This window comes from Bacteroidota bacterium (assembly GCA_026391695.1).
Lineage (GTDB): Bacteria > Bacteroidota > Bacteroidia > Bacteroidales > JAGONC01 > JAPLDP01.
Window position 1 is genome coordinate 35,560 of the sequence record JAPLDP010000071.1, and the last position, 25,962, is coordinate 61,521.

17 protein-coding genes are annotated in these 25,962 nt (G+C 43.4%); 1 reads left to right on the forward strand and 16 read right to left on the reverse strand.

Translation table 11 applies throughout. The features are described 5' to 3' along the window. Positions 1-84: 84 nt before the first annotated feature. From polA to NT175_10155, 16 genes are all read right to left on the reverse strand, one after another. Positions 85-2,880: a DNA polymerase I gene (gene polA / locus NT175_10080; protein ID MCX6235050.1), complete on the reverse strand. Its 2,796-nt coding sequence runs from the start codon at positions 2,878-2,880 to the stop codon at positions 85-87. 49 nt (positions 2,881-2,929) lie between these two features. Beyond that, a complete protein-coding gene (locus NT175_10085; protein ID MCX6235051.1) occupies positions 2,930-3,145 on the reverse strand; it encodes a hypothetical protein in 216 nt (71 codons plus the stop codon). Beyond that, positions 3,126-5,204 carry a family 20 glycosylhydrolase gene (locus NT175_10090; protein MCX6235052.1) on the reverse strand — a complete coding sequence of 693 codons (2,079 nt, stop codon included), beginning with the start codon at positions 5,202-5,204 and terminating at the stop codon, positions 3,126-3,128. The genes NT175_10085 and NT175_10090 overlap by 20 nt, the downstream gene beginning before the upstream one ends. 39 nt (positions 5,205-5,243) lie before the next feature. Further along, positions 5,244-8,423, reverse strand: a complete 3,180-nt coding sequence (locus tag NT175_10095; GenBank protein MCX6235053.1) for a DUF4981 domain-containing protein — start codon at positions 8,421-8,423, stop codon at positions 5,244-5,246. Between the two features lie 95 nt (positions 8,424-8,518). Further along, positions 8,519-8,674 (reverse strand): hypothetical protein, encoded by a 156-nt coding sequence (locus NT175_10100; GenBank protein MCX6235054.1) that lies wholly within the window; start codon positions 8,672-8,674, stop codon positions 8,519-8,521. Between the two features lie 66 nt (positions 8,675-8,740). Then, positions 8,741-10,351 carry a C69 family dipeptidase gene (locus tag NT175_10105; GenBank protein MCX6235055.1) on the reverse strand — a complete coding sequence of 537 codons (1,611 nt, stop codon included), beginning with the start codon at positions 10,349-10,351 and terminating at the stop codon, positions 8,741-8,743. 62 nt (positions 10,352-10,413) lie between these two features. Next, positions 10,414-11,745: a S28 family serine protease gene (locus NT175_10110; GenBank protein ID MCX6235056.1), complete on the reverse strand. Its 1,332-nt coding sequence runs from the start codon at positions 11,743-11,745 to the stop codon at positions 10,414-10,416. A gap of 104 nt (positions 11,746-11,849) precedes the next feature. After that, positions 11,850-12,884: a proline racemase family protein gene (locus NT175_10115; protein ID MCX6235057.1), complete on the reverse strand. Its 1,035-nt coding sequence runs from the start codon at positions 12,882-12,884 to the stop codon at positions 11,850-11,852. 102 nt (positions 12,885-12,986) lie between these two features. Next, a complete protein-coding gene (locus NT175_10120) occupies positions 12,987-13,886 on the reverse strand; it encodes a DMT family transporter (GenBank protein ID MCX6235058.1) in 900 nt (299 codons plus the stop codon). An 86-nt stretch (positions 13,887-13,972) separates the two neighbouring features. After that, a complete protein-coding gene (locus tag NT175_10125) occupies positions 13,973-16,336 on the reverse strand; it encodes a glycyl radical protein (GenBank protein ID MCX6235059.1) in 2,364 nt (787 codons plus the stop codon). A gap of 35 nt (positions 16,337-16,371) precedes the next feature. Further along, a complete protein-coding gene (locus tag NT175_10130) occupies positions 16,372-17,166 on the reverse strand; it encodes a glycyl-radical enzyme activating protein (protein MCX6235060.1) in 795 nt (264 codons plus the stop codon). Between the two features lie 202 nt (positions 17,167-17,368). Beyond that, positions 17,369-18,031, reverse strand: coding sequence for a phenylalanine--tRNA ligase beta subunit-related protein (locus NT175_10135; GenBank protein MCX6235061.1), 663 nt, complete (start codon positions 18,029-18,031; stop codon positions 17,369-17,371). 10 nt (positions 18,032-18,041) lie between these two features. Then, a complete protein-coding gene (locus NT175_10140; GenBank protein ID MCX6235062.1) occupies positions 18,042-18,482 on the reverse strand; it encodes an acyl-CoA thioesterase in 441 nt (146 codons plus the stop codon). A 28-nt stretch (positions 18,483-18,510) separates the two neighbouring features. After that, the gene (locus NT175_10145; GenBank protein ID MCX6235063.1) at positions 18,511-20,061 is read right to left on the reverse strand and encodes a glycosyltransferase family 39 protein; all 1,551 of its coding nucleotides are present in this window, start codon (positions 20,059-20,061) and stop codon (positions 18,511-18,513) included. 388 nt (positions 20,062-20,449) lie between these two features. Then, positions 20,450-21,187: a hypothetical protein gene (locus tag NT175_10150; protein ID MCX6235064.1), complete on the reverse strand. Its 738-nt coding sequence runs from the start codon at positions 21,185-21,187 to the stop codon at positions 20,450-20,452. Position 21,188: 1 nt separating this feature from the next. Then, the gene (locus tag NT175_10155) at positions 21,189-22,100 is read right to left on the reverse strand and encodes a hypothetical protein (GenBank protein ID MCX6235065.1); all 912 of its coding nucleotides are present in this window, start codon (positions 22,098-22,100) and stop codon (positions 21,189-21,191) included. Positions 22,101-22,344: 244 nt separating this feature from the next. Here NT175_10155 and NT175_10160 point away from each other — a divergent pair, with 244 nt between their 5' ends. Beyond that, entirely contained in the window at positions 22,345-25,923 is a 3,579-nt protein-coding gene (locus tag NT175_10160; protein ID MCX6235066.1) for an alpha-mannosidase, read from the forward strand. Positions 25,924-25,962 lie beyond the last annotated feature (39 nt).

Sequence of the window (25,962 nt, forward strand, 5' to 3'; positions counted from 1 at the left end):
AATCAAAAATTAAATATCAAAAACACAGATCAAATATATAAAAGCAACAAGCTTCAAGCTACAAGCTCGTGGCTTTTTTATTCATCAATGTGCGTCAAGCCAGTTGTCGCCTGTCTTCATTTCTACATCTATCTGTACCCGCATGGGTATAGCGGTGGTCATTTTTTCACGGATGACTGGCATGATGATGTTGGCTTCATCCTTTGGCATATCGAAGACCAATTCGTCATGGACCTGAAGTATCATCTTTGTCCTGAGCCCGCGTTTCTGCAATTCATTAAAGATGCTGATCATGGCAATTTTAATCATATCGGCTGCTGAGCCCTGTATAGGGGCGTTGATGGCATTTCGTTCGGCGAAGCCCCTGACCACGGCATTGCCTGATGTGATGTCGCGTATATATCGCCTCCGTTTCATGATCGTTTCTACATATCCGTTAGCGCGGGCAAAGGCAATGGTGTCATCCATATATTGTTTTATTCGCGGATACTGGGTAAAATACTGGGCAATGATGTCGGCAGATTCTTTCCGCGGGATATTCAATCGTTCCGACAGGCCGAAGGCGGAAATGCCATAGATGATGCCGAAGTTCACGGTTTTAGCCTTACGGCGCATGTCACCATTGACTTCGCTGAGGGGCACGCCAAATACCCTGGCAGCTGTGGCAGCATGTATGTCGAGCCCCTGGCGGAAGGCTTCGATCATACCTTCATCACCGCTCATTTCGGCGATGATGCGCAGTTCTATCTGGGAATAGTCCACAGATAAAAGGGTATAATCGCTATTTCTGGGAACAAAAGCCTTACGTATTTCCCGCCCTTTCTCGGTCCGCACTGGGATGTTCTGCATGTTGGGATTGTTGGAGCTCAGCCGCCCTGTTGCCGCCACTGCCTGGTTGAAAGAGGAGTGGATACGTCCTGTACGTGGGTTGGCAAGTGCCGGCAAAACATCCACATAGGTCGATTTCAGTTTCGTGAGTGAACGATAGTCAAGGATATTCTGAATGATCGGATGCCTGTACGACATTTTTTGCAGCACATCTTCACTGGTTGAATATTGTTTTGTTTTGGTCAGCTTCGGATTGCCCGATATCTGAAGCTTTTCATAGAGCACTTCACCCAGTTGTTTCGGCGAGGAGATGTTAAATTCCATGCCTGCCTGCTCATGAATGATCCTCTCCAGATCCTTAATCTGATCCCTGAGCTGAACAGAGTATTCGGTGAGCACATTGGGATCGATGTTAATTCCTTCAGCTTCCATGGCTGCCAGCACCGGCACAAGGGGCATCTCAATTGTGTCGAAAAGCTCACGGGTATTGGCTTCCTGCATCATGGGTTCAAACACATATTTGAGCTGAAGCGTGACGTCGGCATCCTCGGCCGAATAGTCTTTTACCGTTTCAATATCAATAACCCGCATGCTGAGCTGCCCCTCACTCTTTTTTCCTATCAGGCTTTCAATGGGAACCGGTTTATAGTTGAGGTATGTCTCCGAAAGGAAGTCCATGTTATGACGCAAGTCGGGCTGAATGACATAATGCGCCAGCATGGTGTCGAATAACTTACCTTTTACTTCCATGTCATACCATTTCAGGATGGAAATATCAAACTTCAGGTTTTGCCCGATTTTTTCAATGGACGGATCTTCAAACACGCATCTGAATTCATTAACCACCTGGCAGGCTTCGTGGTAGTTGCCGGGGATGGTCACATACCAGGCTTCATGAGGCTTGAAGGAAAAAGAGATGCCGATGAGTTCCGAGTTATTCGGATCCAGCCCCGTTGTTTCAGTGTCAAAACATACCGAGGACTGTTGTATGAGATCAGTGATCAGGTTTTGCCTCGTTTCAGGAGTATCGGCGAGGACATACCGGTGAGGTGTCGTGACGATGGTATTCTTCTCAAGGGAAGGCAGGGTTTTTTCAGTTATTTCATGCACATCGGCAAAAAGTTCCTCCTTTTGTGTGGGTGCCTCTGCTGTTTCATCAGTGACCTTCAATGACAGGTCGGTAAAAACCCTGTTGGCAAATGTCCGGAATTCAAGTTCATAGAAAATCTCTTTAAGAGCTGTGATATCCGGATTGGATAATCTCAGGTGTTCTTCATCGAAGTTGATGGGAACATCAAGGATAATGGTGGCCATTTTTTTTGAGAAAAGTGCCTGTTCGGCGTGGTTCTCGACGATTTCCCTGAGGCGGCCTTTCATCTTGTCCCTATTTTTCAGGACATTTTCGACGGAACCAAATTCTTCAACAAGTTTTTTTGCCGTGACTTCGCCGACGTTAGGCAGGCCGGGAATATTATCCGATGCGTCGCCCATCAGTCCGAGGATGTCGATAACCTGTTCAGGACGCCGGATATTGTATTTTTCACAGATCTCCTTCACGCCCAATATTTCGGGCTTATCGCCCATTCGACCGGGTTTATATATAAAGCTTTTATCCGTGACCAGCTGACCAAAGTCCTTATCCGGGGTCATCATATAGGTGATAAATCCGTTTCTTTCAGCTTTTTTGGCGATTGTGCCGATAATATCATCAGCTTCATAACCGGCGACAATGAGAACAGGAATGTTGAATGCATCCAGGAGACGCCGGATATATGGTAACGAAGTGCCGATATCTTCAGGCATTTCCTGCCTGTGCGCTTTATATTCGGCAAACTCTTCATGCCTGACAGTGGGTACCCGTGAGTCAAAGGCAACACCCAGGTGTGTAGGTTTCTCATTTTTAATCACATCCCACAGGCTGTTGGCGAAACCATAAATGGCGGAAGTGTTAAGGCCAAATGATGTCATCCGCGGTGACTTGCTGAGGGCAAAATAGGCCCTGTAGATAAGGGCCATGGCATCAAGGAGGAAAAGCTTTTTTTGCTGTGACATACAACTGATAATAAACCTGTTACAAATATATACAAGAAAATGTCCCTATTTAGTCGATCATAATCTCATCAGCAAATATCCATGCCTTTTCTCCGGCACCTGGATGCCATTTGGGACAAACACCCATGTTCCTGGCCAGAATTTTCACATACCGCGCTTTTACCGGCTTGAACTCGGCTGTGAAGTCTTTGATAATCGGCTTTTCCTCTGCCGGAGAGATGTTATTTACAATTGTCGCAAGCGGATTAAACTGATTTCCATTCATTGAACTTAAATACTCGACGGAGACAGGAAGAAAGATCCAGCCAGCAGCCATCATTGAAATAATCAGAACCTCTGATACCGTCAAAGAGAGTGCGGTCTCCGTCGCCCGGGTACTTATGACTGTATGGTTCGGTATAAATCACCTTTTTCCCGATACCTTCATGAAGGACAAGCGTTTTTTCAGACAGTCCTCCAAGGAGAGTATCATTTTGAAAGATTCCTGCTTTGACGGTCGTATTGGCTATTACATTGACCGGTTCGCCGTAAATTTTGGATTTCAGATCCGGATCCTTGCCATTGATTGTATAGCGTATGACAGGTTTATAGATCTCTGATTCGAAGAGAATATGCATGCTGCTTTTCAGGGTGTCGAAGCGTGTTTTCATACCAATTTTAAAAGATCCCCTGCAATAGTTTACATTTAGCATGTTGAACCGTATAAATTGTTGTTGCAGGCGTTCATTAAAGTCGTCCCAGTTGCGTGATGCTTTATCTGACCATACCACTTCGGCCAGGGCTGTCATTCTGGGGACAGCCATATATTCAGCATGTTCTGGTGTGACAATATATTCCGTCCAGACATTACCCTGGGCGCCAAGGACATGGGCTGCCTCTTCACCGTTTAATTCCGGCGGCGTCGGCTCAAAAGAATATACTTTTTTGAGTGTTGTGTTACCTCCGATGGCTTTAGGCTGGGTTTCAGGATCACCCTGGTAGTAGTCGAAATAACAATACGATACAGGGCACATGATCACATCATGCTGCATCTTTGCAGCCTCAATGCCACCTTCAAAACCACGCCATGACATCACCGTTGCTTCCGGTGCCAGTCCACCTTCCAGAATCTCATCCCAGCCTATCATCTTTTTGCCTTTGGCATTGATGAATGCTTCTATTCGTTTGATGAAGTAACTCTGGAGTTCTTTTTCATCCTTAAGTCCTTCTTCTCTTATTCTTTTCTGACATTTCGGACATACCTTCCAGAGGGTCTTATCAGCTTCATCACCGCCTATATGGATGTATTCTGATGGAAATAATGCGAAGACCTCAGTAAGGACATCTTCGAGGAATGTGAATACCTGTTCATTGCCGGCGCAGAAAATATCGATGTTAGGCCAGTAGGAGCCCGGGAAAACGGTTAGTTTCTCTCCTCTGCATGACAGCTCGGGGTATGCGGCAAACACCTCCGATGTGTGGCCTGGCATTTCTATCTCAGGCACCACTGTCACATAACGTTTTTTTGCATAATCAACAATCTCTTTGATATCATCCTGGGTATAGAAACCTCCATAGGTAGCTTCTTCACCCTCTTTTTGCAGCTCGCGTTCATTCCAGGGTTTATCTTCCCTGTCGACACGCCAGGCTGAAATATCTGTCAACTTTGGATATTTTTTTATTTCGATGCGCCAGCCATTGTCATCGGTCAGATGCCAGTGAAAGACGTTCATTTTATGCATAGCGATGAGGTCAATGTATTTTTTTATGAATTCCTTTGGGAAGAAATGCCTGGAAACATCCAGGTGCATGCCCCGCCATGCATATCGTGGCTTATCGGTGATCTTCACACACGGTACTGTCCATGAAATAGCCGGAGTGACCAGTTCCTTGCTGTAAATTTGACAAGGTAATAACTGAAGAATGCTCTGCATACCATAAAATATTCCGGCCGGATCGTCAGCAGTGACTTCAATGTGGTTTTCATCCACCGCAAGAGCATAGCCTTCTTTTCCAAGTGTGTTAACAGAAGGATGATTAAGCCTGAAGACGATGGCATTTGTCGCTGGTATAGAGATCATGTTCCTGAGCACCGGATTAAATCCCGTTGAGGTTTGTATGATAAGCTGCGCCATGCCGGCTATTTGAGAGACCTCCTCATTACCCGGTTCAGCCAGGATTACCGTACTGTCGTTAAGAGTAAATACTCCCTCTGATGTTTCTATGCTCATGGGTTTTGGAATGATGCTGATATCAGGAGATTCTAATCCATGCTTTTGCCGGCACGACCAACCGGTAAGCATGACTATCATGATCAATAAAAGTTGAAGGAATGGCTTTTTCATTTTATTTAGTTGTAATAGGATATGATTTCATCCTAAGCTTTACTTCAGTCCTTTTGTGTCATAAATTAATTTACTCACTTTTTCCGGGTCTTCATTTCCGGTCAGGGGTCTCATCCGATAGCTGAACGAATAATGCTGTGATGGCAGCTGGTATTGGGGAAGCGGTTTGGCACCCCAGCTGTCAATACCACCTACTCCCTGTTGTTTAAAGTCGATGTTAACATCGACAAAATCGCGGGGGACCAAGTCAATGGTATGGCGGTAGTTCTGTTTTGTGCCCTGGTCCAGATCTTCAATAGAATAAGGAAGGGCTGACATGCTGAAAAATGGCAATCCTGCGATCAGCAATCCCTGCCCCTGCTGGTTTGTCAGAGCCACCCAGCGGACATCTGTCTTATAACCGTTTTCCTGAGGCCGGATATATGGGAAATACTGATCCATCACAGTGCTTGTATATTGTCCGACAAATGCCGATGTATTTCTGTCACAATAGTTTTCATGAGGCCCCCTTCCGTACCATTTCATGTTCCCGAATTGCGCCGGTATTTTCATACGCATACCAAAACGTGGCATTTCCGGAAGTTTGCTGCCCGCTACCGGATTAATTTCTTCGAGAACATATACATCGCCTGTTGCAAGGACAATATATCTTGCGTGGCATGTGGCACCTGAAGCAGGCAGCTTGTATAGTACCTCGATCCATATCTCTCCCTTGCTGATTTTTTTTATGTCAAACGCCTGAACTTTACGGGTATAGCTATCCTGTTTCCAGATAGCACAACGTTTTTCCATCTGATTGCCAAAGTCATTATCTGTTGGGGCACGCCAGAAATTAGGTAGTGAACCCTGCTTTATAAGTTCGGTTTCGTTATATAACCATGAGCTGATGGTGCCTGTCTTTCGATCAAATATGATCCGGAACTGATTGCCCCTGATCGTTGGATTATCCCCTTTTTCTTCCAGTTGCAGAGTTAGAGATTCAGGCACAGTGTACTTATTGAAATCAGAATAATAGGGCATTCTGATCTGTTCGGAGGCTACCTCAAATCCCTTTGGTATAAAGGGTTTATCATCTCTGGCTGTCACTGAAAAATTAATGAAATATTCTTCTCCAATTACAGACTGGATCGGAGGTAATGGAATTGTGAAAAGCTTGCTGGTATGGGGTGCCACATCGGGTCTCTCAATGATGCCCTGACCGATGATTTCGCCGTCTTTTGCGAGCTGCCAGTTAATATTAAAAGTGTCAAGGTTGATAAAATCGTATTTGTTGGTCACCTTAATTTTACCGTTCATCAGGTCGATGTTTGTGAAACCAACATACTGGTACACTTTTTTTACTTCCTTCAAACCCGGATGAGGGGTCCTGTCGGCAGAAACCAGCCCATTGCAGCAGAAATTGCCATCCGTCGGCACCTCATGAGCGCCAAAGTCACCGCCATAACCATAATATTCACGTCCCCGGTCATCTTTTTTCAGTAGTCCTTCATCAACCCAATCCCAGATGCACCCTCCCTGAAGCTGCTTATTGGATTCGATCACATTCCAGTAATCGGAAATATTTCCTGTGCTGTTACCCATTGAATGGTCATATTCGCACATGATGAGAGGTCGTAACTGATACTTTGATGCATAATCAATAAGTTCCTGGATTTGAGGATACATCGGACAGTAAATATCGGTATTTGACCCGAGCTCTGCCCGTTCATAATGCACCGGACGGGATGGATCGCGGTAGTGTATCCACTTATAGCAGGTGTCGAAATTCACACCGTCGCCGGCTTCATTGCCCATCGACCAGATGATAACAGAAGGATGATTTTTATCACGCTCCACCATCCTTTGTATGCGGTCAAGGTGGGCTTTCATGAACAGAGGATTGTTACCCAGCGTTTTATTAGAATCATAGCCCATTCCATGAGATTCAATGTTGGCTTCGTCAATCAGATATAGGCCATATTGATCACACAGCTCATACCATCGTGGATCATTCGGATAATGGCATGTCCTCACGGTATTGATGTTATTCTGTTTCATCATTTGAATGTCCTTGAGCATAGATTCTTCCGAGATCACATGGCCTGTAAGAGGATCATGCTCATGCCGGTTCACTCCTTTGATGCGTATAGCCACACCGTTTATCAGCAGCTGGCCATTTTTAATCTCGGATGTTCTGAATCCAACTTTGCAGCTTAATGATTCAAGGACTTCGTGTGAATTGCGAAATGTCAGAACAAGAGTATATAAATCAGGTGTTTCGGCCGTCCATTTTTTCGGATTGAACAGCGTTGTTTCAAAATGAAATGGAAATGTTTTTAAGGTATCAAAACGTATCTTATCCTCAAAGGCTAAAAAAGGTTCATCTGACGGATTATCGTATAATTTGCCTTCAATATAAAAGATTTCCTCTGAATTTCCCGAGTAATTAACGAGTTCGGCTTTCAGATCAAAATGGCCATCCTTATAATTGTCTGTCAGATCAGAAAGGATAAAGAAATCACGAATATGTGTCTGTGGTATGGCATATAGAAAAACATCGCGTTCTATTCCGCTGATGCGCCAGAAGTCCTGGCATTCAAGGTATGAACCGTCGGAATAACGGTAAACCTGAACAGCGAGGAGATTCTCTCCCGGTTTCAGATACTTGGTGATATTGAATTCTGCAGGCAGTTTGCTGCCTTTGCTTAATCCGACATATTCACCATTAAGCCAGACATACATCGCCGACTTTACATCCCCGAAGTGCAGGATGACCTGACGGTCATTCCAGCTATCAGGGATAGAAAAGGTCGTTCTGTATGATCCAACCGGATTATTATCATGCGGAACATAGGGCGGTTGCGGGGTAAGGCTAAACTCGTAATCACTGTTCACATAGATGGGAACACCATACCCCTGAAGCTCCCAATTTGAGGGAACGGCAATTTCTTTCCAGTTTTTTTCCTTAAAATCGGGCATATAGAAATCCGACGGTCTCCTTGAAGGATTCTCAACCCAGTTGAATTTCCATAATCCATTGAGAGATTTATAATAGGGCGATGCCGCCCGGTTGCCGGCAAGAGCAGAAGCTTCATCTGCAAAAGGTAACAGCGTGCAATGCGGGGGTTCTTTATTGATGCCAACAATTTCAGGATTCTCCATCTCAGCCGGAAAGTGCTGAGAATAGGATGACCATGCAACAAAAAACAAAAAAATAATCCCCGGGATTTTTTTAATCATAATCATTCAATATAAAATTTTTCTAATATAAGCCCTATTTATATTGGCTTATCAGTGTCACAAAAGGCAAAAGTAACACAATTTTCTTATGCGCCTCAAGCCGCAGTTATATTCTGAAGGCAATTATTTATTGCAGACAGACAGGTGAGCTGCTTGCTGAATTTTCTGATCCTTTTACTATCGTTGACAGATATTTCATATTCTGATATATCCAGGCTTCCCATTTTCACTTCAGGATTCTGGAAGATCATTCAGCTTTCTGTCTTATTGCGAAAAGAGATTTGATTTTCAATGGTTTTTGTGATAATAGCCTTTTACTATAACCCTTGCTTGTTATTAGTATACTTCGAAATCAACCGATTCCTGAGATCGTGGTACATCCTGACTGTTTTCTCCATGCAATCCTGTGTGTAATTGGTAAGATACTCCTTCACCTTGGCAGGATCTTCATTATACAGCTTCAGCGCTTCCTGTTCTATACCGGCTTGGTCGCCAAAGAATGTCTGTTCAAGCGGATCCCTCACAGCCTTCAGATCATTGATGGCCTCCTGCCATTTCAGGTAAAGCAGGTTATCGACAAAATCGATGGCCCATCGCGCAGAGCCTTCATCAAATTGATCAGGATTATAGGTCATATATAGGGGGGATATTTTTAGTACACCGGTATATATGGGGACATAGTTGCTGATATATGGGTTATCGAGATAAATCCAATATACACCGCCTATGGCGTCAGGAAGCCAGCTGCGTAATTGCGCCACCATACCGTAGCCGGTGCGGGGTACCATTCGGTGGTAGGTGATATTCAATAATTCACGCATGTCCCTGGTTGGAAATGGGGTTGCCAGCGCACTGCGTTTCATGCCTCCCTGTGCGTCGGGAATATACCAGTTGGGATCGGCTGTCATGTCGTATATCGTTCCCTCAAATAGCGAACGCTGAAAAGCGATGACATCCTGAACGGAGAGTTTCTTTTCGGGTTTGACAGAGAAAGGATAAATCGATAAAGGTTCCACATATTGTACATAGGGTCGCTGACCATCGAAAGGGGTTTTAAGAGACCTGTCAGGCCATTTGTAATAGTTGGGAGCATAGGTTTTAAAGAACAGCCAGAACCGGCTTGTAGCCCATTCACGTGGCAGGGGAGAATATACATCTTGCCAGATGAAGGGTTTGGTTCCTTTTGGATCGTACCATCCGAAGTCTATAGCTATCTGCATGTAATTTTTTGAGGCCATGAAAAAGTCCGATCTGCTCAGGTCGATTTCCTTGATGATGCTCCAGTTGGGAACGATAGCGATGTGGTCGTCGGGTACACGCTGTGCAGCCCAGATAGCACCTGGTTTACCGTAACCGGGTTCCCAGCCAGGTCCGACGCTGAAGATCTCCATCACCCAGGCTTCATGGGGATCGGCAATACACAAGGCTTCCGGCTCAGGTCCGCACGATGGCAGGAACCCATATTCTTCAACAAGCGATGCTATCAGCCTGATGGCTTCCCGTGCTGTCTTGCAGCGCTGCAAAGCAAAAACCATGACCTGCTCAATGGTCATAATCTGTTTTCCGTTCTCACGTGACACTTTCAGTTCATCTTTCTGGCTCATTGTGGTCTCACCGATCGCCAGCTGATACTCATTGATGTGTGAATACCCGGAATGAAAATAGGTGTATGTTCTTTCCACCTGGGGAATATAACCAATGATCTCACCATACTGGTCCAGCGGATTTTTAACATCCTGTATGCCCCAATAAACCGGAGCCATCGATCCTTTTGGGAAAGTCTGTCCTGGAATAACCCTCACCCGGCAGTCAGGAGCTGCCTCTGTATGTGAGGTGATGACCGAGCCATCGGCCGAAGCATTTTTACCGACAATAATATCGGTGCAGGCAAGGGCGGAATGAAGAATGAAAGAGTAAAAATGAAGAATGTTCTCATAATTATCTTAATTTTAACCATAGATGGACACAGAAGTATGAATGGGCTGAAAAATTATAATTTCAACTCCATGTTCAGCCATTGCTCCAATGTTTTTTTAACAAGCTGTTTCTGTTGTTCAGGCAGGTTGCCGATTCTTGAGGAGTGGGCTCCACCCGGCCTTACCACCTTGATCACATTATTATCTCCCGACACCTGAACAGATGTAGATGACCATGGATCATATTCACCATAAATGAACATCATATTTTTTGCCTTATGCCTGACAAACTGATCTACCTCTTCCATGGGAACTGGATTATATACACATTGAGTTCCTTTCGGGCAGGTGAAGGTGAAAGTCGGATTATCCAGAAATTTGATGAGATTACCAAAAGGCCGGGTATCATAACCATAGAAGCCAATTTCAGTAAGAGCCTGATAATAGAATGGTTCATAACGTTTTATTCCCTGGTCGGAAACCCAGTCGATACCTGCTACTTCATTTACGTGATTCATGACCTGCTCCGTCGTTGCATCCGGTCCGGGTATGGAGTCACAGCTCCACCCTCCCCACTGCCAGAAGGCAAAAGCATATTCCATGGCCGTTATTTCATAGGCTTTTTCCTCACCAATGGAATAGACCAGCTTTTGTTCCTTTGCCATATCAAGAAATTTTGGGAAATATTGGTCTCTTCTTTCAAGAAGCTGTTTCTGAAAGTCAAATATCCTGGCCCTGCATAATGAGTCACCCACATTCTGCATGAAGGGAGACACCCTGGAATCGGCAATGGAGAAATTCAGAGGACACACATAACCGACGGTCACATCCACATCTTCAGGGAAGAAGTAGCGGTGATACATGGCTGTTTGTCCTCCCTTGCTGATTCCCGTGTTGACCCATTTACCCCTATAAAGACCTTTAAACAGTTCCACTATCCTGTGATGGTCGCTGGCAGCCTGGAATATATCAAGATACTCCCACTGTAATGTATCCGGCACCGATGTTCCAAAAAAACGGTGCTCGACAACGATCTGGTTTGCGTCAAGCATGCCAGCCAGTTCATACATCATCTTTGGATGCCTGGCATAGTCAGCACCATAGCCTTCGGTCACAAAAACAACAGGCCTGTTGAAATCCCTGTGAAATAGATAGATCCGCTGGGTAAATTTTTTTCCGTCAGGATTATTGTGATCAAGGGGCTGGGTAAAATACAGCACATAAGCTGACTTGAAGTGCTCATTATGATCTATTTTTTCAAATTTTATGTCCCTGAGGCCTGACAGCCATTCCTCTAAAAAAAGAGTGTCTTTGTCTTCCTGTGCAGCGACAGTTGAGGCTGTTATCCCGTTGAAAATGCATAGGATAATCAAAAATGCGCTGACGAATCTCATGCTGTTTTTCATGCTGTTTATTTTGTATTTCAATAAATTACTGTGACATTTTAAAAATAACCGATAATGAATATAAAGCACAATGGCCATTTGTCATTTAATCGGCCGTAAAATTTTTATCTCAGGATAAATCCCTTTTTCAATGGATCTTCCGGATCAAAATAAAATGTATTTGTTCCCGTAAAATGGGATGTTCCGCTCACTTCAGGGATGACTGCCGAATGAGGGCCGAACGATGTTACCTCTTTGATACATACATCCATTGTAGTTCCGAGTATGCTCTCGATGGTAATGGTTTCCCCAGGCTTCAGCCCGTCTTTTGCGAAATGTAAAGCTGCCCGCGCGCTGACACCGGAACCCGTAGCTGAACGGTCCAGCTCACCGTCGGCGAAGATACATACATTCCGGCTGTGATGCGATCTGTCAACAGGATCCCCGATAAAAATGGTCCCGTATAAAAAGCTTAAATCCTCCTCAAATGGATGTTTGATCACATATTGGTCCATGACAGCATATTTAATCCGCCTCCCATAATCGATCAGCTGATCATGGTCAGTGATTTCCATTCCTAACCGGAGATCAGCAGCTTTGACAAAAGCATAGAATGCACCTCCAAATGCTACATCAAATTTTACATCTCCAATACCGGCAACATGAACATTTTGATCTTTCAGCAGGACGAATGAGGGTACATTCCGAAATGATACTTTTCTGACTACTCTGCCTTCTCTATGACCTTTTGAATAGATTTTACCGGGAGGCGCATTGATAATCAGTTCAGGAACATCCCCTTCCTTCTGAATAAATCCTGTATCCAAAACCAGCTTGGTCAGGGCAATGATTGCATGGCCGCACATGGTGCTGTAGCCTTCATTGTGCATGAAGAAGACACCGAAATCAGCATCCGGTGTTGTTGGCTCTGTGAGAATAGCGCCATACATATCGGCATGTCCGCGTGGTTCCCACATCAGACCGGTGCGGATATGATCAAGGTGATCGCGGAAATAACGTCGTTTATCCAGGATGGTGTCGCCTTTTATCTCCGGAAGGCCTCCTGTGATGACACGCAGCGGTTCACCTCCGGTATGCATGTCGATGGTGGCAATGGCCGGCCAGTGCGAAGGAGCAGAAAGACGAAGGGATTTTGACATAAACATGTAAAATATAACGATGTAACGATGTAACGATGTAACGAAAGTAGTATTTTTTTTGAATTTTTGATGGAATAACAAGATTCGATTTGAGTCACTTCGCTACATCGCCACATTATCCCGCCTTCTCACCTGGGCCAGGATCATTCCGGCCAGCATAAGCGCACATCCCACCAGTGCCCGCGGTGTAAGCATTTCATCGATGATCAGCCAGCCGCCGAAGGCTGCAAAAACGGCTTCAGAGCTCAGGATGATGGCTGCATGCGCCGGAGGAGACTTTTTCTGCCCTACAATCTGTAGGGTATAGGCTATGCCCACTGAAAAAAACCCACCATAAAGTAAGGGAATAGCTGCATTCAGAATAGCCTCAGCATGGATCTCTTCGAAAAACAGGGCCATCACTAGGCTCAGAAGGGAAGTGATAAAGTACTGAATCACAGCCAGCTTTAACGCATCAACCCTGGGGGATACCACCCCGATGAACAACACATGGAAAGCCCAGACAAAGGCGCAGCCCAGTACGAGCAAGTCACCTCTGGAGATCTGGAATTTTTCAGTAACGCTTAGAAAATACATACCCCCTGCTGCCAGCAGAGCCCCGAGCCATACATTTACCCGCGGTCTTTGACGGACAAACAATCCTATGATCGGCACAAAAACAACATACAATCCAGTGATAAATCCGGCATTGCCTGCTGTTGTATAAACCATTCCGGTTTGCTGCAGCGAAGCACCGGCAAATACCAGCAATCCGGCAATAATTCCGCCTATAAGCAGGGTCATTTTATGGTTATGAATGTGGTCGGGATGGATATCCACCTGGCGGTTTTTCCTGATAGCAATGTACATCCACAGCACTGCCCCTCCCAAGCCAAAACGGATGCCATTGAAAAGGAACGGCCCCATAAATTCCATGCCTACCCTTTGTGCTGTAAAGGCAAAACCCCAGATCACCGCAGCAAAGAGCAGGAGTAAGTCGGATTTGAGCGTGGCTGAACGCATCGATCGGAAATCAATAATCAATATTCAATATTCGACATTCAATATTCAACTTTAAATTGTAAAATGAATATTCAATGTTGAAAATTTTAAAAGGTCTCATGTTCTGTCCTGCGGATGATCTCATCCTGGAGATCCTTGCCCAGGTCATTGAAGTAATCGCTATATCCGGCAACCCTAACGATCAGATCCTGATATTTTTCGGGATATTTCTGGGCTTCCCGCAGTGTATGCGCTGACACCACGTTGAACTGAATGTGATGTCCGTCCATCCGGAAATATCCCCTGATGAGCTGGGCCAGGCTGTCGATGCCCTTTTCATCCTGCAACACGTGAGGTGTGAACTTTTGGTTCAGCAGAGTGCCTCCGGTTTTCAGGTGATCGATTTTGGCCGCTGATTTAATGACGGCTGTAGGTCCTTTTCTATCGGCACCCTGGAATGGAGAGATGCCTTCTGATAAGGGTTGCCAGGCTTTCCTGCCATCAGGCATGGCACCGATCACACTGCCAAAATATATATGGCTTGTCGTAGGAAGCATGTTAATCCTGTAAGTACCACCGCGAGTTGTTTGGCGGCCATCCACTGCGTCATAAAACAGATCAAATACCCTTACAGCCTGCGCATCAGCATAGTCCTCATCATTGCCATATTTGGGCGTATTATAGATAAGGTCTTTCCTTAGCTCTTCAAAGCCCTTAAAATCACACTGAATGGCTTTCAGCATCTCCTCCATGTTCACCTTTTTCTGATCGAAAATATTATATTTCAATGACGTGAGTATGTCGGTCATGCTCCCCAGTCCAACACCCTGAACATAACTGGTGTTATAGCGTGCACCACCGGCATTGTAATCCTTTGCATTGCTGATACAATCATCTATTAATAATGACAGAAATGGCACAGGCATGTAATCGATAAACAGACGTTCGATGATATTATTTCCCTTGATCTTGATATCGATGAAATACCGGAGTTGTTTCTCAAAAGCCTGCATAAGTTCTGCAAGACTTTTAAAAGAGGCCGGGTCTCCGGTTTTAAGACCGATCTGTTTTTGTGTTCTCGCATCATATCCATTGTGAAGTGTCAGCTCAAGTACCTTAGTCAGGTTGAAATAACCGGTGAGGAAATATGCTTCAGTTCCAAAGGCACCGCTTTCGACGCAGCCGCTGGCGCCGCCTTTCCGGGCATCTTCGATGGATTTTCCCTGGCGCATCAGCTCTTGGACTATGGCATCGGTGTTAAAAATGGAAGGTTGCCCGAATCCGGTGCGGATGATTTTTATGGCTCGTTTTATCAGGTTGTCAGGATTCTGCTTGCTGAGCTGCACCATTGAGCTGGGTTGCAGCAAACGCATCTCTTCGATGACATCTAAAATCAGAAAACTTATCTCATTCACAGCATCTTTACCTTCCTTGTTAAGTCCGCCGATATTGATGAGGGCAAAGTCGGTGTACGTATTACTTTCAAGGGCTGTGACTCCCACTTTTGGTGGTGCAGGGTGGTTGTTAAATTTTATCCAGAATGCCTGCAGCAGTTCTCTGGCTCTTTCTTTGGTAAGACTACCTTCTAAAAGACCTTTCTTATACAAAGGATAAAGGTGCTGGTCTAAACGTCCCGGATTGAATGAATCCCAGGGATTCAGCTCTGTGATGACGCCAAGATGTACAAACCAGTAATATTGCAAAGCTTCATGAAACGTGCGCGGGGCATGCGCTGGAACATGACGGCAAACGCCAGCCATTTCTATCAATTCTTCTTTTCTTGTCGCATCCTTCTCCTGATCGGCCAGTTTTTCAAGTATATCAGCATGACGGTTGGCAAAAAGAATGATGGCATCGGCCGCAATATCCATTGCTTTGAGCTCTTCTCTTTTTTCATAAGCTGTGGGATCATTGAAGAAGTCAAGCGCTGCCGTGCTTCGCTGTATATCCTCTTTAAAGTCGAGCATCCCTCTCTTATAAATTTTGTCTCCAAGTACAGTATGTCCAGGTGCACGTTGTTCCTGGAATTCTGTGAAGACACCGGCCTTATAGGCTGAGATCCATTCTGTATCCATATTATGGAATAACCTGTCCCTGTGAGTCTTACCTGCCCAGAACGGAATGACTATATCTCTGTAGATCTGTTTTGTTTCTTCATCGACCTTGAACGCCACTTTTGATCTGAAATTCAGAATCTCAAGGTCTTCCAATGAATGAAGACATATCTCGGGATAGGTTGGAGTTGCTTTGGGAGCCGGTCCTCTTTCTCCGACAACCAGTTCACCATCATTTATACAGATGGATTTATGCTCCAGGATATATTTAAACGACAAAGCCCTTTTTACAGGAATAGAAACCTCCTGGGCTATATCACTTTTATAGAATTCTGTTATCAGCAAAGCTCTTTCAGGAGAAATCCGGTTTATGGCCTTCAGGCTTCGCTCACGTAATTTTTTGATTCTCTCGTTCATATCTGATCATTTTATTATCACATGTTATAGTTACTTTAACCACCAATGTTTATTTCATATCCAGATTCAGAAAAATAACTTTTGATTTCATCCATTTTCCCCTCTGAAACTTTTCCTGCAGCAGGCAGTTTGTATTCTCTTCCTAGTCTTATGTATTTATTTCTGGCAATGTCATGATAGGGCAGAAGATCTATTTTCTTTATTGAAGGGAGTGTCAACAGAAATTCCCTGATATCATTAAGATTTACTTCTGTATCGGTAATGCCTGGTATCAGCGGTATCCTGATCCATATCTGACAGTGTTCAGAGGCCAGGAACCTGAGGTTCTCGAGAACTGGTGTATTGGAAACACCGGTATATTTTAAATGTAAGTCATCATCTATAAATTTAAGATCATAAAGAAAAAGATCGACTTTGTCCGTCAATCCTGCCAGTACTTCAGTGGATTCAATTCCACAGGTGTCGAGGGTGGTATGGACATGTTCAGTCTTACACAGGCTCAGTATTTCCTCAAGGAATTCCGGTTGCATCAAGGGCTCACCACCTGAAAAGGTCACACCTCCTCCCGATTCATCATAAAAAACCCTGTCTTTTTTAATGACTTCCATCACTTCTTCAGCGTCCATCCATTTTCCGGTGATTTCGATATCTTCAAACACAATTCCGTCGAGCGTTCTTTGCCGGTTGATTTGTTCGGGCTCTGAAAGCTGGCTTTCCGGATTATGACACCACCAGCAACGCATCGGGCAACCTTTCATAAAAACTGTAGTGCGTATACCGGGCCCGTCATGAATCGCATAACGCATAATATTGAAAATCAGACCTTTCATAAAAAAATGAAATAAATAACAACTACTGTAAGCCCTGTGAAAAAAGGATGGGAAAGATTGAGGGAAAAGCTATATCATCCAGCAATGGTATAAACCCCTGCCGAATTTTGAGTACATTTTAAGACAAAGATTACGTGGGAACATGCCAAGCATATAATTTGCACAAAGTTACAATGATTATCACATAAATGCAACAGTTATTTTATTCCACAATTCTTTTATCAAAGGAATACCCTCCTGAATATTTAGCCAGATTATCTATCAGCATATCGATAGTACTATTCAGATCAGTTTTTCCGGAGAACGAAATGATAACAGTCAGAAAGCGTTCTGCCTCTGGGGTAACCATGGCTCGTTCCGAATCACTGGTCGGACTCCCGAAAGGGCCATCCGTATCGCGGAAGACAGGCAAATCTTCAATATTTATCAACCCTTTCCCTATTCCTGTATATGTTTCGTTTTCTTTGCCGATGTCAAATTCAATGGGAGGTTGAATCTTATCGAGATTAAATGTGCCAAGTGAAAAATGGGATAGGATGGATACAAGATTGTTGATATCAACTATTGAATTCACTTTATAGAGACCCTTTCCTTGTATAATCCTGCGAAGCAAGGCTTCAGATGATACTCTGTAACGGCTGGGTTTCTTCCCGACCGCCTTATAGGCTTCACGGGTATCATGTACATGTGGCAAATGGGCAATATCTTCAATTGATAATTCTTTAATGATCTGGTCACAAATAGCATTTATTTCATTCCATAAATCTGACTGGTGCTGGCCAACTCTGGCAAAATATTGTAAACACCCTACAGCGGTCATTGGCCAGAGTTTTTTTAGCTGATCAGAGATGGCTATTTCAATCATAATTGATGATTCAGCAGGTTTTCGTATTTTTTGGATATGGCTTGCATGAATTCCTTAAAGCCCTGCCTTTCATAATTTTTTCTTTGATCTCTTCTTCAATAGGAATTGCTGTGCCTTCGTCGTTTATTTTCACAAAGATGATCCGTGTTGAACAAACCGGATCTTCCTCCTTCAGAAGAAAATCAAAAAGCCGGGCCTCAAGAAACAGGGTGAGAGAAGTTCGGCCTATACGTTCCGCTTTACCATAAATGCGGATGTGCTGTCCCACTTTAACCGGCTTTTTGAAAAGGACCTCTTCCATTTTCAAGGTGATCATGTTGGGCGTGCAACACAAGGAGCAGGCCAGGGTTGCACCAGCCTCGTCCAGCCAGGCCATCATAGTCCCTCCGAACAGGTTACCGCTGACACCAATGTCGCTTGTCTTACATACTTTAGTTGAAATGTACCACATGGTTTAGATTTAATTCATGGTCGTTTTGTCACTTATACCTGTTTTTGTATCGCTTTACTTTTTCCGCATAGATTTGATATAGAGCTGGTTTGGGATTCCAGCAATAGTATACCGGTAATCCATATTCACGGGCATAGGGATTGGTTATGGTGCCGATCAGCTCATAATTATTGACCAGTTGATCCATATCATCAGTTTCCCCGACTTTGATGAGTTTGTCGGCGGTAAGTCGATCCGGTGCCCAGAAAATAAGGCTTTCATGAAAACTCAAGGGTTCCGGCAGGCCATATTTCTTGCCATAAAAATACAGGGCTCCCGCCTCACCATAATTTTCAGTAAATATCACACATGAATCTTTTTCCTCATCGCTCAGAGTTTGATACTTGCTGGCAACAATTCTGACAAGTTCCTCCCATCCCTGCATATCAGCATAATCCTGCGGCAGGCTGTGTATCTCTCCATCTTCCCATTTTAGAAACTCAGGTGACAGATATTCGCTGAATACATGGCCATATTTGACCATTTTATCCGGTTTTAAGACAGGCAAACCAACAGGCACCAGAGGCAATGAAATAATAATAACCAAGGCAACCATTACGTACTTTAGAAAAGCCGTTTTCCCGCTGAAATATTTTTCAGCTGCAAAACCCCCGGCAGCCATCAAGACCGGATAAATTCCAACGGTGTAATAATGTTTACCTTTTAAGAGGAGAAAGGTGGCGATAATTAAAATGAACAGATAACCGATAAACCGATATGGCCTGGCAGTTTTGAAGAAAAGGAGATATACGACACCGAATACCCATATGATCAAAACAGGGAAGTTCATCATCACCTGCATCAAAAGAAAACTTCCGGGGTCGACATTTACTAGCTGGGTATCCCTCAGTTCAGACATATGATGAATAACGGGGAACCCATGTGTGATCTGCCACATCACATTTGGAAGTATGATTATAAATCCGGCCAGCATGCCAATCAGAAAATACCATGACCTGATCAGTTTTCTGTGAGGCGATAGGAAAAAAGCCACAAAAAAACTTATGACAAAAAATACGATCATATACTTGTTTAAGAAGGCTAATCCCCATACGATGAATAAATAAATCCATATTTTTGGGTCGCGGGAGTTGATAAGCCGGATGATCAGATAACACGAAAATATCCAGTAGAAGACGTCAAAACATACAGGCTGGAATAGTGAAAAAATTCTCAGTGAGGCAGTAGTCAGCAGAAACGAAAGCCCTGTAATAAAAACAGCCCAGTTCCGGCCTCCGAGTTCCTTAGCAATTAAACAGGTAAAAATAAGCGAAACAGCACCAATAACAGCAGGGAAAAATCCGATGGCGAATGTCGTATCTCCAAAGATACCTCTGGCTACAGCGGCAAAGAAGGCAATCGAAGGAGGAACCGTTGCATATCCCCATGCCAGATGATCACCTAATGATGCATACAATAACTCATCCCGGTGCAGATCATATAATCCTTTGCTGATAATGTGAATAATCATCCCGATCAGAGCAATTGGAATGATAATCCACCAGCTATTAATACGGGAGGGTAATCTCAGGTCGCCCATGTGAATATTTTATGGTTTTCTGTTTCCGATAAAAATATACAGTACCTATAACCTGACCGAAATTAATACTTTTTCACATTCGAATTGATAAGGTAGTTTTTTCGTTTTGATGATTATTTCTTTACAATAGGGGAAATGTCCAGTTCAACAATAATCGTCGCTTTTTTATTACATCTATCCTGACTACAGCATTCTTAATTTTGTCAACAGCATTGATGACGATTTTCGAAAAATCATCCATAATAACTTCCTATTGGTTTAACCCTCGATATTGAAGGGATCAGGTGAATAGTCAAAATCTGCACCATCCGGAAATCCGTGCCAAAAGAACAGATAACATGATAGGGTTCAGGAAAAATGGTCAAAATGACAGGGAGGTTAACAGAATTTAGTAACTGTCTCTTAGATCGCTTTTGAGGAATAATGCAGCCGATATATTAGCCAGGGCAAACTTAATATCCCCGGGTACATCATTTTTCATGATAACACGGCCATGACCGGTAAAATCAATGGCACCAATCACTTCGTTATTAAGGATATACTCATATCCTAACCTTTCGTCCTCAGTCATATGGCCTGACATATACACATTCACCTGTTCAATGCTGATTCTTAGCGATCCGTTTGACAGGTATCCTAACGATGTGTCACCTCCCAGGCTGTATGAATTGATGATCAGAAAATGCCATTTACTTTCACTATTTTGATAATCAATTGTGCCTTTAAAAGTGTTGTTTTGTTTATTTGTCAGATTTTCCACATCCTCTTCTTCATCGTCTTGTCTCCCGGCGAGTGAGAGGTCTTCTTTACCCAGTTTTCCGATACAATAAACATTGGATTTATTCGTCGAGCCATCCTTCATTTCAAATCTGATGTCTTCTTTCAGGGTCTTTACATCCATTTCAGTGTTCAGAATACTACTGAGTGTCGGCGTCCTGTCGACCTTTCCGGTATAATATGTTCCGAATGAAACGATTTCTTTACCTAAGAAAAGAGCAGTCCTTTTAACCGGCATAATTGTAGCATCTGTCTTAAGATTAGTGTCAATCAGCATAGTCGTGCCACAGGATGCAGTCATTATTAGTGTAAATGTACAGGCAACATATTTGACACAAGAATAGCCCATTTTATTTTATTCTTTTCAGGATGCCGGTCTCAGCCCAATAAATATGCATATTTTCCCCTGCCACTGAATCTGCCCTGGCAGAAGTAAAGAAGATGTATTTTCCACCGGCAGAAAAATGTGCTGAGTTTTCATCACCCTCACTATTAAACTTCCTGCCCATATTGGCAGGAATACTCCAATTCCCATCTTCATCACGGAAAGAAATATAATAATCCATCATTCCCAGCCCTTCCCTTTTTGAAGAAATGAACACCAGCAAACTCTCATCCGGAGCGATACAGGCTGTTAAGGCATCTCCCATTCCGTTAAAAGTATCTGTCAATCGTTCGGGTGCCGAAAATTTTCCTTCCTTAAATGAAGCCCGGTATATTTTATTAAATGATTTATTACGAGTCTGTCTGATGAAATAGAGGGTGCCATCTTTTGTTACAGAGGGGGATAATTCCGGTTCAGGAGTGTTGACCTGTGGGCCCAGATTCATTGGCTCAGCCCAGCCCTCCATGGTTTTATAAGTATACCATATATCGTAATTGCTCGTGTCTTTTGCACCTTTCTCCAATGGCCTGTTGGATACAAAATAAAGACCTTTTCCATAGGGGCCGGTGCAGGTTTGCAGATCATTGTAAGTGCCTGAAAAAGACGCTATCACAGGAACAATCCATTTCCCGTCCTCCTCGTATGTGTGCATGATGGCCCTATGGTTATCCTGCGAAATCGTGTAGAAAAGTTCTTTGCCTTCATACGAAAAAGAAATGTCACGCTCCTGTTTTCCTGCCGAAAGTATGTCAGCAGCAAACAGGCGCGGTTCACTGCTGGACTCACCCTGACCCAGAAATTCTCCGGTTATATCCAGGTATCTGATATCAGCTTCATCAGGCTGTCGTGGGTTGCAGCCTGAAATGATAATCAGCACTATCAGTATTATTAATGAGCAGAAGTTAAGTTGTGTGTACACAATAAATCAAAAAATTCATGGTACTAATTTTAGGGTACTAAATTATAAAGATTTTTGGGTCATCTGCGTCTTCATCTGCATCATCTGTATGAAAATATATTTTCAATTATTTGGTTTTTTGCCATGTAATTCTCAGCTTTACATGTTAAATTCACTGATTGAAATAATTTATCTTATGATGTCCCAAATAAATTCCTGAAAAATGAAAAAGCCTGCAATCATTATTTTTATTTTATCCATCTGGTGGACCTCTCAAGCACAGGAAAAACAATTCATCAGCAACTGGCTTGTGGTAGGATCATTTCCAAATGTCAATACCGAGTCATTGCTGGATAATGAATACATTTATGATGAATCAAAGATCACACCCTCTGCAGGGGATATCTATGAAAGTTATACTTGGTTTACGGCAAAGACCGGGCAGCATGGATCTCTCGATTTTCTGTCGATGGATTTTGAGCAGACTGAATACTGCGCGGTCTATGCTTTCTCCTTTATTTATTCAAATCTGGAGCAGAATGTAAACATACTTGTCGGATCCGATGACGGCAATGCCATTTACATCAATGGTCAAAAGATAGCCTCCAAAATGGCCTGGAGAGGCTGGCGGCCCGATCAGGATACGGTCATTGCCCGTCTCGGCAAAGGCTGGAATAGGTTACTGGTAAAAGTCGTTAATGGCGTAGGTGACTTTGCACTGTCAGTGCGCCTGACCGATAACAAAGGTTCCGGTCTTTCTGATATTATTTATAGTACGGAAAATCCTTATAAGGGCGGTATATGGCAGAAACCAGAAGTCCACCCGTGGATTTATGCTAAATCCCTTGCCTTTAATAATAAATTCATCAGGGAAGCCGACAGCAGGTGTATTAAGCTTGGACTATCATGTCAGGTTTTAGGGCAGCCTTATCCCGACAATATCCAATTGAAGTTACAGTGCCTCGGAACAGGTGGTGTTAAAGTGTACGAAAAAGACGTCATGATGACCTCACCTGAGGGATGTGCCTATGATTTTACTTTTGGTATAAACAACCTCCTTCCTGTTCTGCAGGAAGGGAAAATATTTCTCGTCAATCTCTCCTGGTCAGGTCAGGATGCCTCTTATTCTTTCCCGCTGAAAAGAGAGGATATATTTTACGCGATCATTAATGATGACTTGGGAAATATGCCGCCGGAACTAGCAGAAAAATTAACATATATCCGTACCAACCTTGGCTATGCACACCTGTTTTATCCCGACAGCTTACAGCTGAATGATATGTCCGTATTTAACCTTACCAAGGCTTACCTGCTTTCACAATGGGCAGAATTTGACCGGCTTCTGGCTCCATTTTATAATGAAATGAAAGGTATGGCTGAAGGATTGAAGAAGAATACGATCTATTTTGCCGGCAATGCTCACATTGACATGGCCTGGTTATGGAAATTCGAAGAGACCGTGCAGGTTTGTTATGAAACTTTTGAGTCAGTATTGAATTTTGCAGATAAATATCCCGGATTCATTTACAGTCAATCTCAGGCTCAGACATATTGGTGGATGGAAAACCGCTTCCCTGACTATTTTGAAAAGATCAGGAAGAAGATTGATGGTGGTCAGTGGGAGATCGTCGGTGGAATGTGGGTGGAACCTGACCTGAATATTCCTTCAGGAGAATCTCTTGTGAGGCAGCTCCTTTATGGCAAACGCTATTTTATGAAGAAATTCGGCGTCGATGTCAAAATCGGTTACGATCCCGATACTTTCGGATACTGCTGGACATTACCGCAAATATTGAGAAAAGCCGGCATCACTTCGTTTATTACTCAAAAGCTGACATGGAACGATACCAATGAATTTCCATATAAGATTTTCTGGTGGGAAGCTCCTGACGGTTCACGCGTCCTTGCTATATTCCCTTTTACCTATGTTCATTCAGGAGAACCCAACAGGGTAGCAAAGGAATTCATCAAACATAAAGAGGTTTCCGGCACTTCCGATCAACTGGTTCTTTATGGTGTGGGAAATCATGGCGGAGGCCCAACACAGGAAAATATTGATAACATTCAGACCATGAAGAATGTCGATGCTTTTCCTAAAGTAAAGGAATCCTCGATACAGAATTTCAGTGATGTCATCATGAATAAATATAAAAGCCTGCCGGAATGGAATAGTGAACTTTACCTTGAATACCACAGGGGAACATATACCACCCAGGCCCACAACAAAAAAAATAACCGCCTCAGCGAGATATCTCTTGAAGAAGCTGAAAAACTCTCGGTGATTTCAGGGATTATCTATCCAAAAGATGAATTGAATGAGGCCTGGCGCCTCACCCTGTTTAATCAGTTCCATGATATACTACCGGGATCAAGCATCGGTGAAGTGTATGACGATTCAAAAGTACAATATGAGAATGTTCAGAAACTGACCGGAAGAGTGATTAACTGGTCATTGGATAATCTGATTAAATCCTCTCCCGGAACCAACACAGGAATCCCTCTGATCGTTTATAATCCATTGACACATGCGCGGAAAGATGCTGTGGAAATAAACACGCCATTGAACTATAAACAGACAATGGGACTTTATGATGCAGAAGAAACAGAAATACCATATGAAATCGTTAATGGTAAAATAGTTATCACAGGCCTTGATATACCGGCCACGGGTTATAAAATGCTCTATCTAAGAGAAGGCCGGAACAGGACAGGTAGTGACTCACCTTTAAAGATCGGAAATGATTTCCTTGAAAATGAGTTCCTTCGGGTTACAGTAAATCCTGTAAATGGAAATATCAGCAGTATCTTTGACAAGATTAACAACCGGCAGGTACTGCAGGAAAACTGTGAAGGGAACATACTTCAAATCTTTGGGGATAAACCTGCCTATTGGGATGCATGGGATATCGGATATACTGGTGAGGAATGGAATGCTGACTCAGTGCTGGCAATCAAGGTCGTCACAAACTCTTCACAGAAAGTTGCATTACGCATTGAAAAAGCATATAACAAATCCCGTTTCATTCAGGATCTGATACTTTATCGTGGTATAGCACGGTTGGATATTGCTAATGATGTGGACTGGAACGAGGATCATAAAATGTTAAAAGCAGCTTTTAATTTGTCGGTAGTTAATGACAGCGCAACCTATGAGATACCTTTCGGTTATATTGTCAGACCGACAGTCTATCGTAATTCCTTTGATTCAGCCCGCTATGAGGTAAGCGGGCATAAATGGATTGACCTTACTGATAAGGATGGGAAATATGGTGTCAGTATGTTAAATGATTGCAAATATGGTTTTGATGTAAAAGGCAGTATGATGCGGATCACCCTTCTCCGCTCACCAAAATGGCCTGATAAAGAAGCCGACATGGGCAAACATACTTTTACATACTCAATTTATCCTCATACCGGTGGATGGCGCGAAGGCAACACCTATCAGCGTGCTTATGAACTCAATTATCCGGTATTGTCAAAAACGGGGATGCCTGAAACAACCAGTCATCAGCGACCAGAATCACTACCGGCATCCCGTTCCTTTGTGACCGTCAGCAAACCCAATATCATCATATCTGCTATTAAAAAAGCCGAGGATTCTGATGAGGTCATCATCAGGTTCTATGAGATTTGGGGAAAGGAGGACAATGTAGAATTTACCTTTTACAGCGACTTGATTTCAGTCAGACAAACTGACTTGCTGGAGCGAACTGAGAAGGCACTGTCATTTCAGGGAAATAAACTGACCTTTCATGTAAAGCCATTCGAAATAAATACAGTGGCTTTAAAATTTAAAGAATGAAAGCAATTCTTCAAGATTTCGGTCTTTATAAAATCCCTG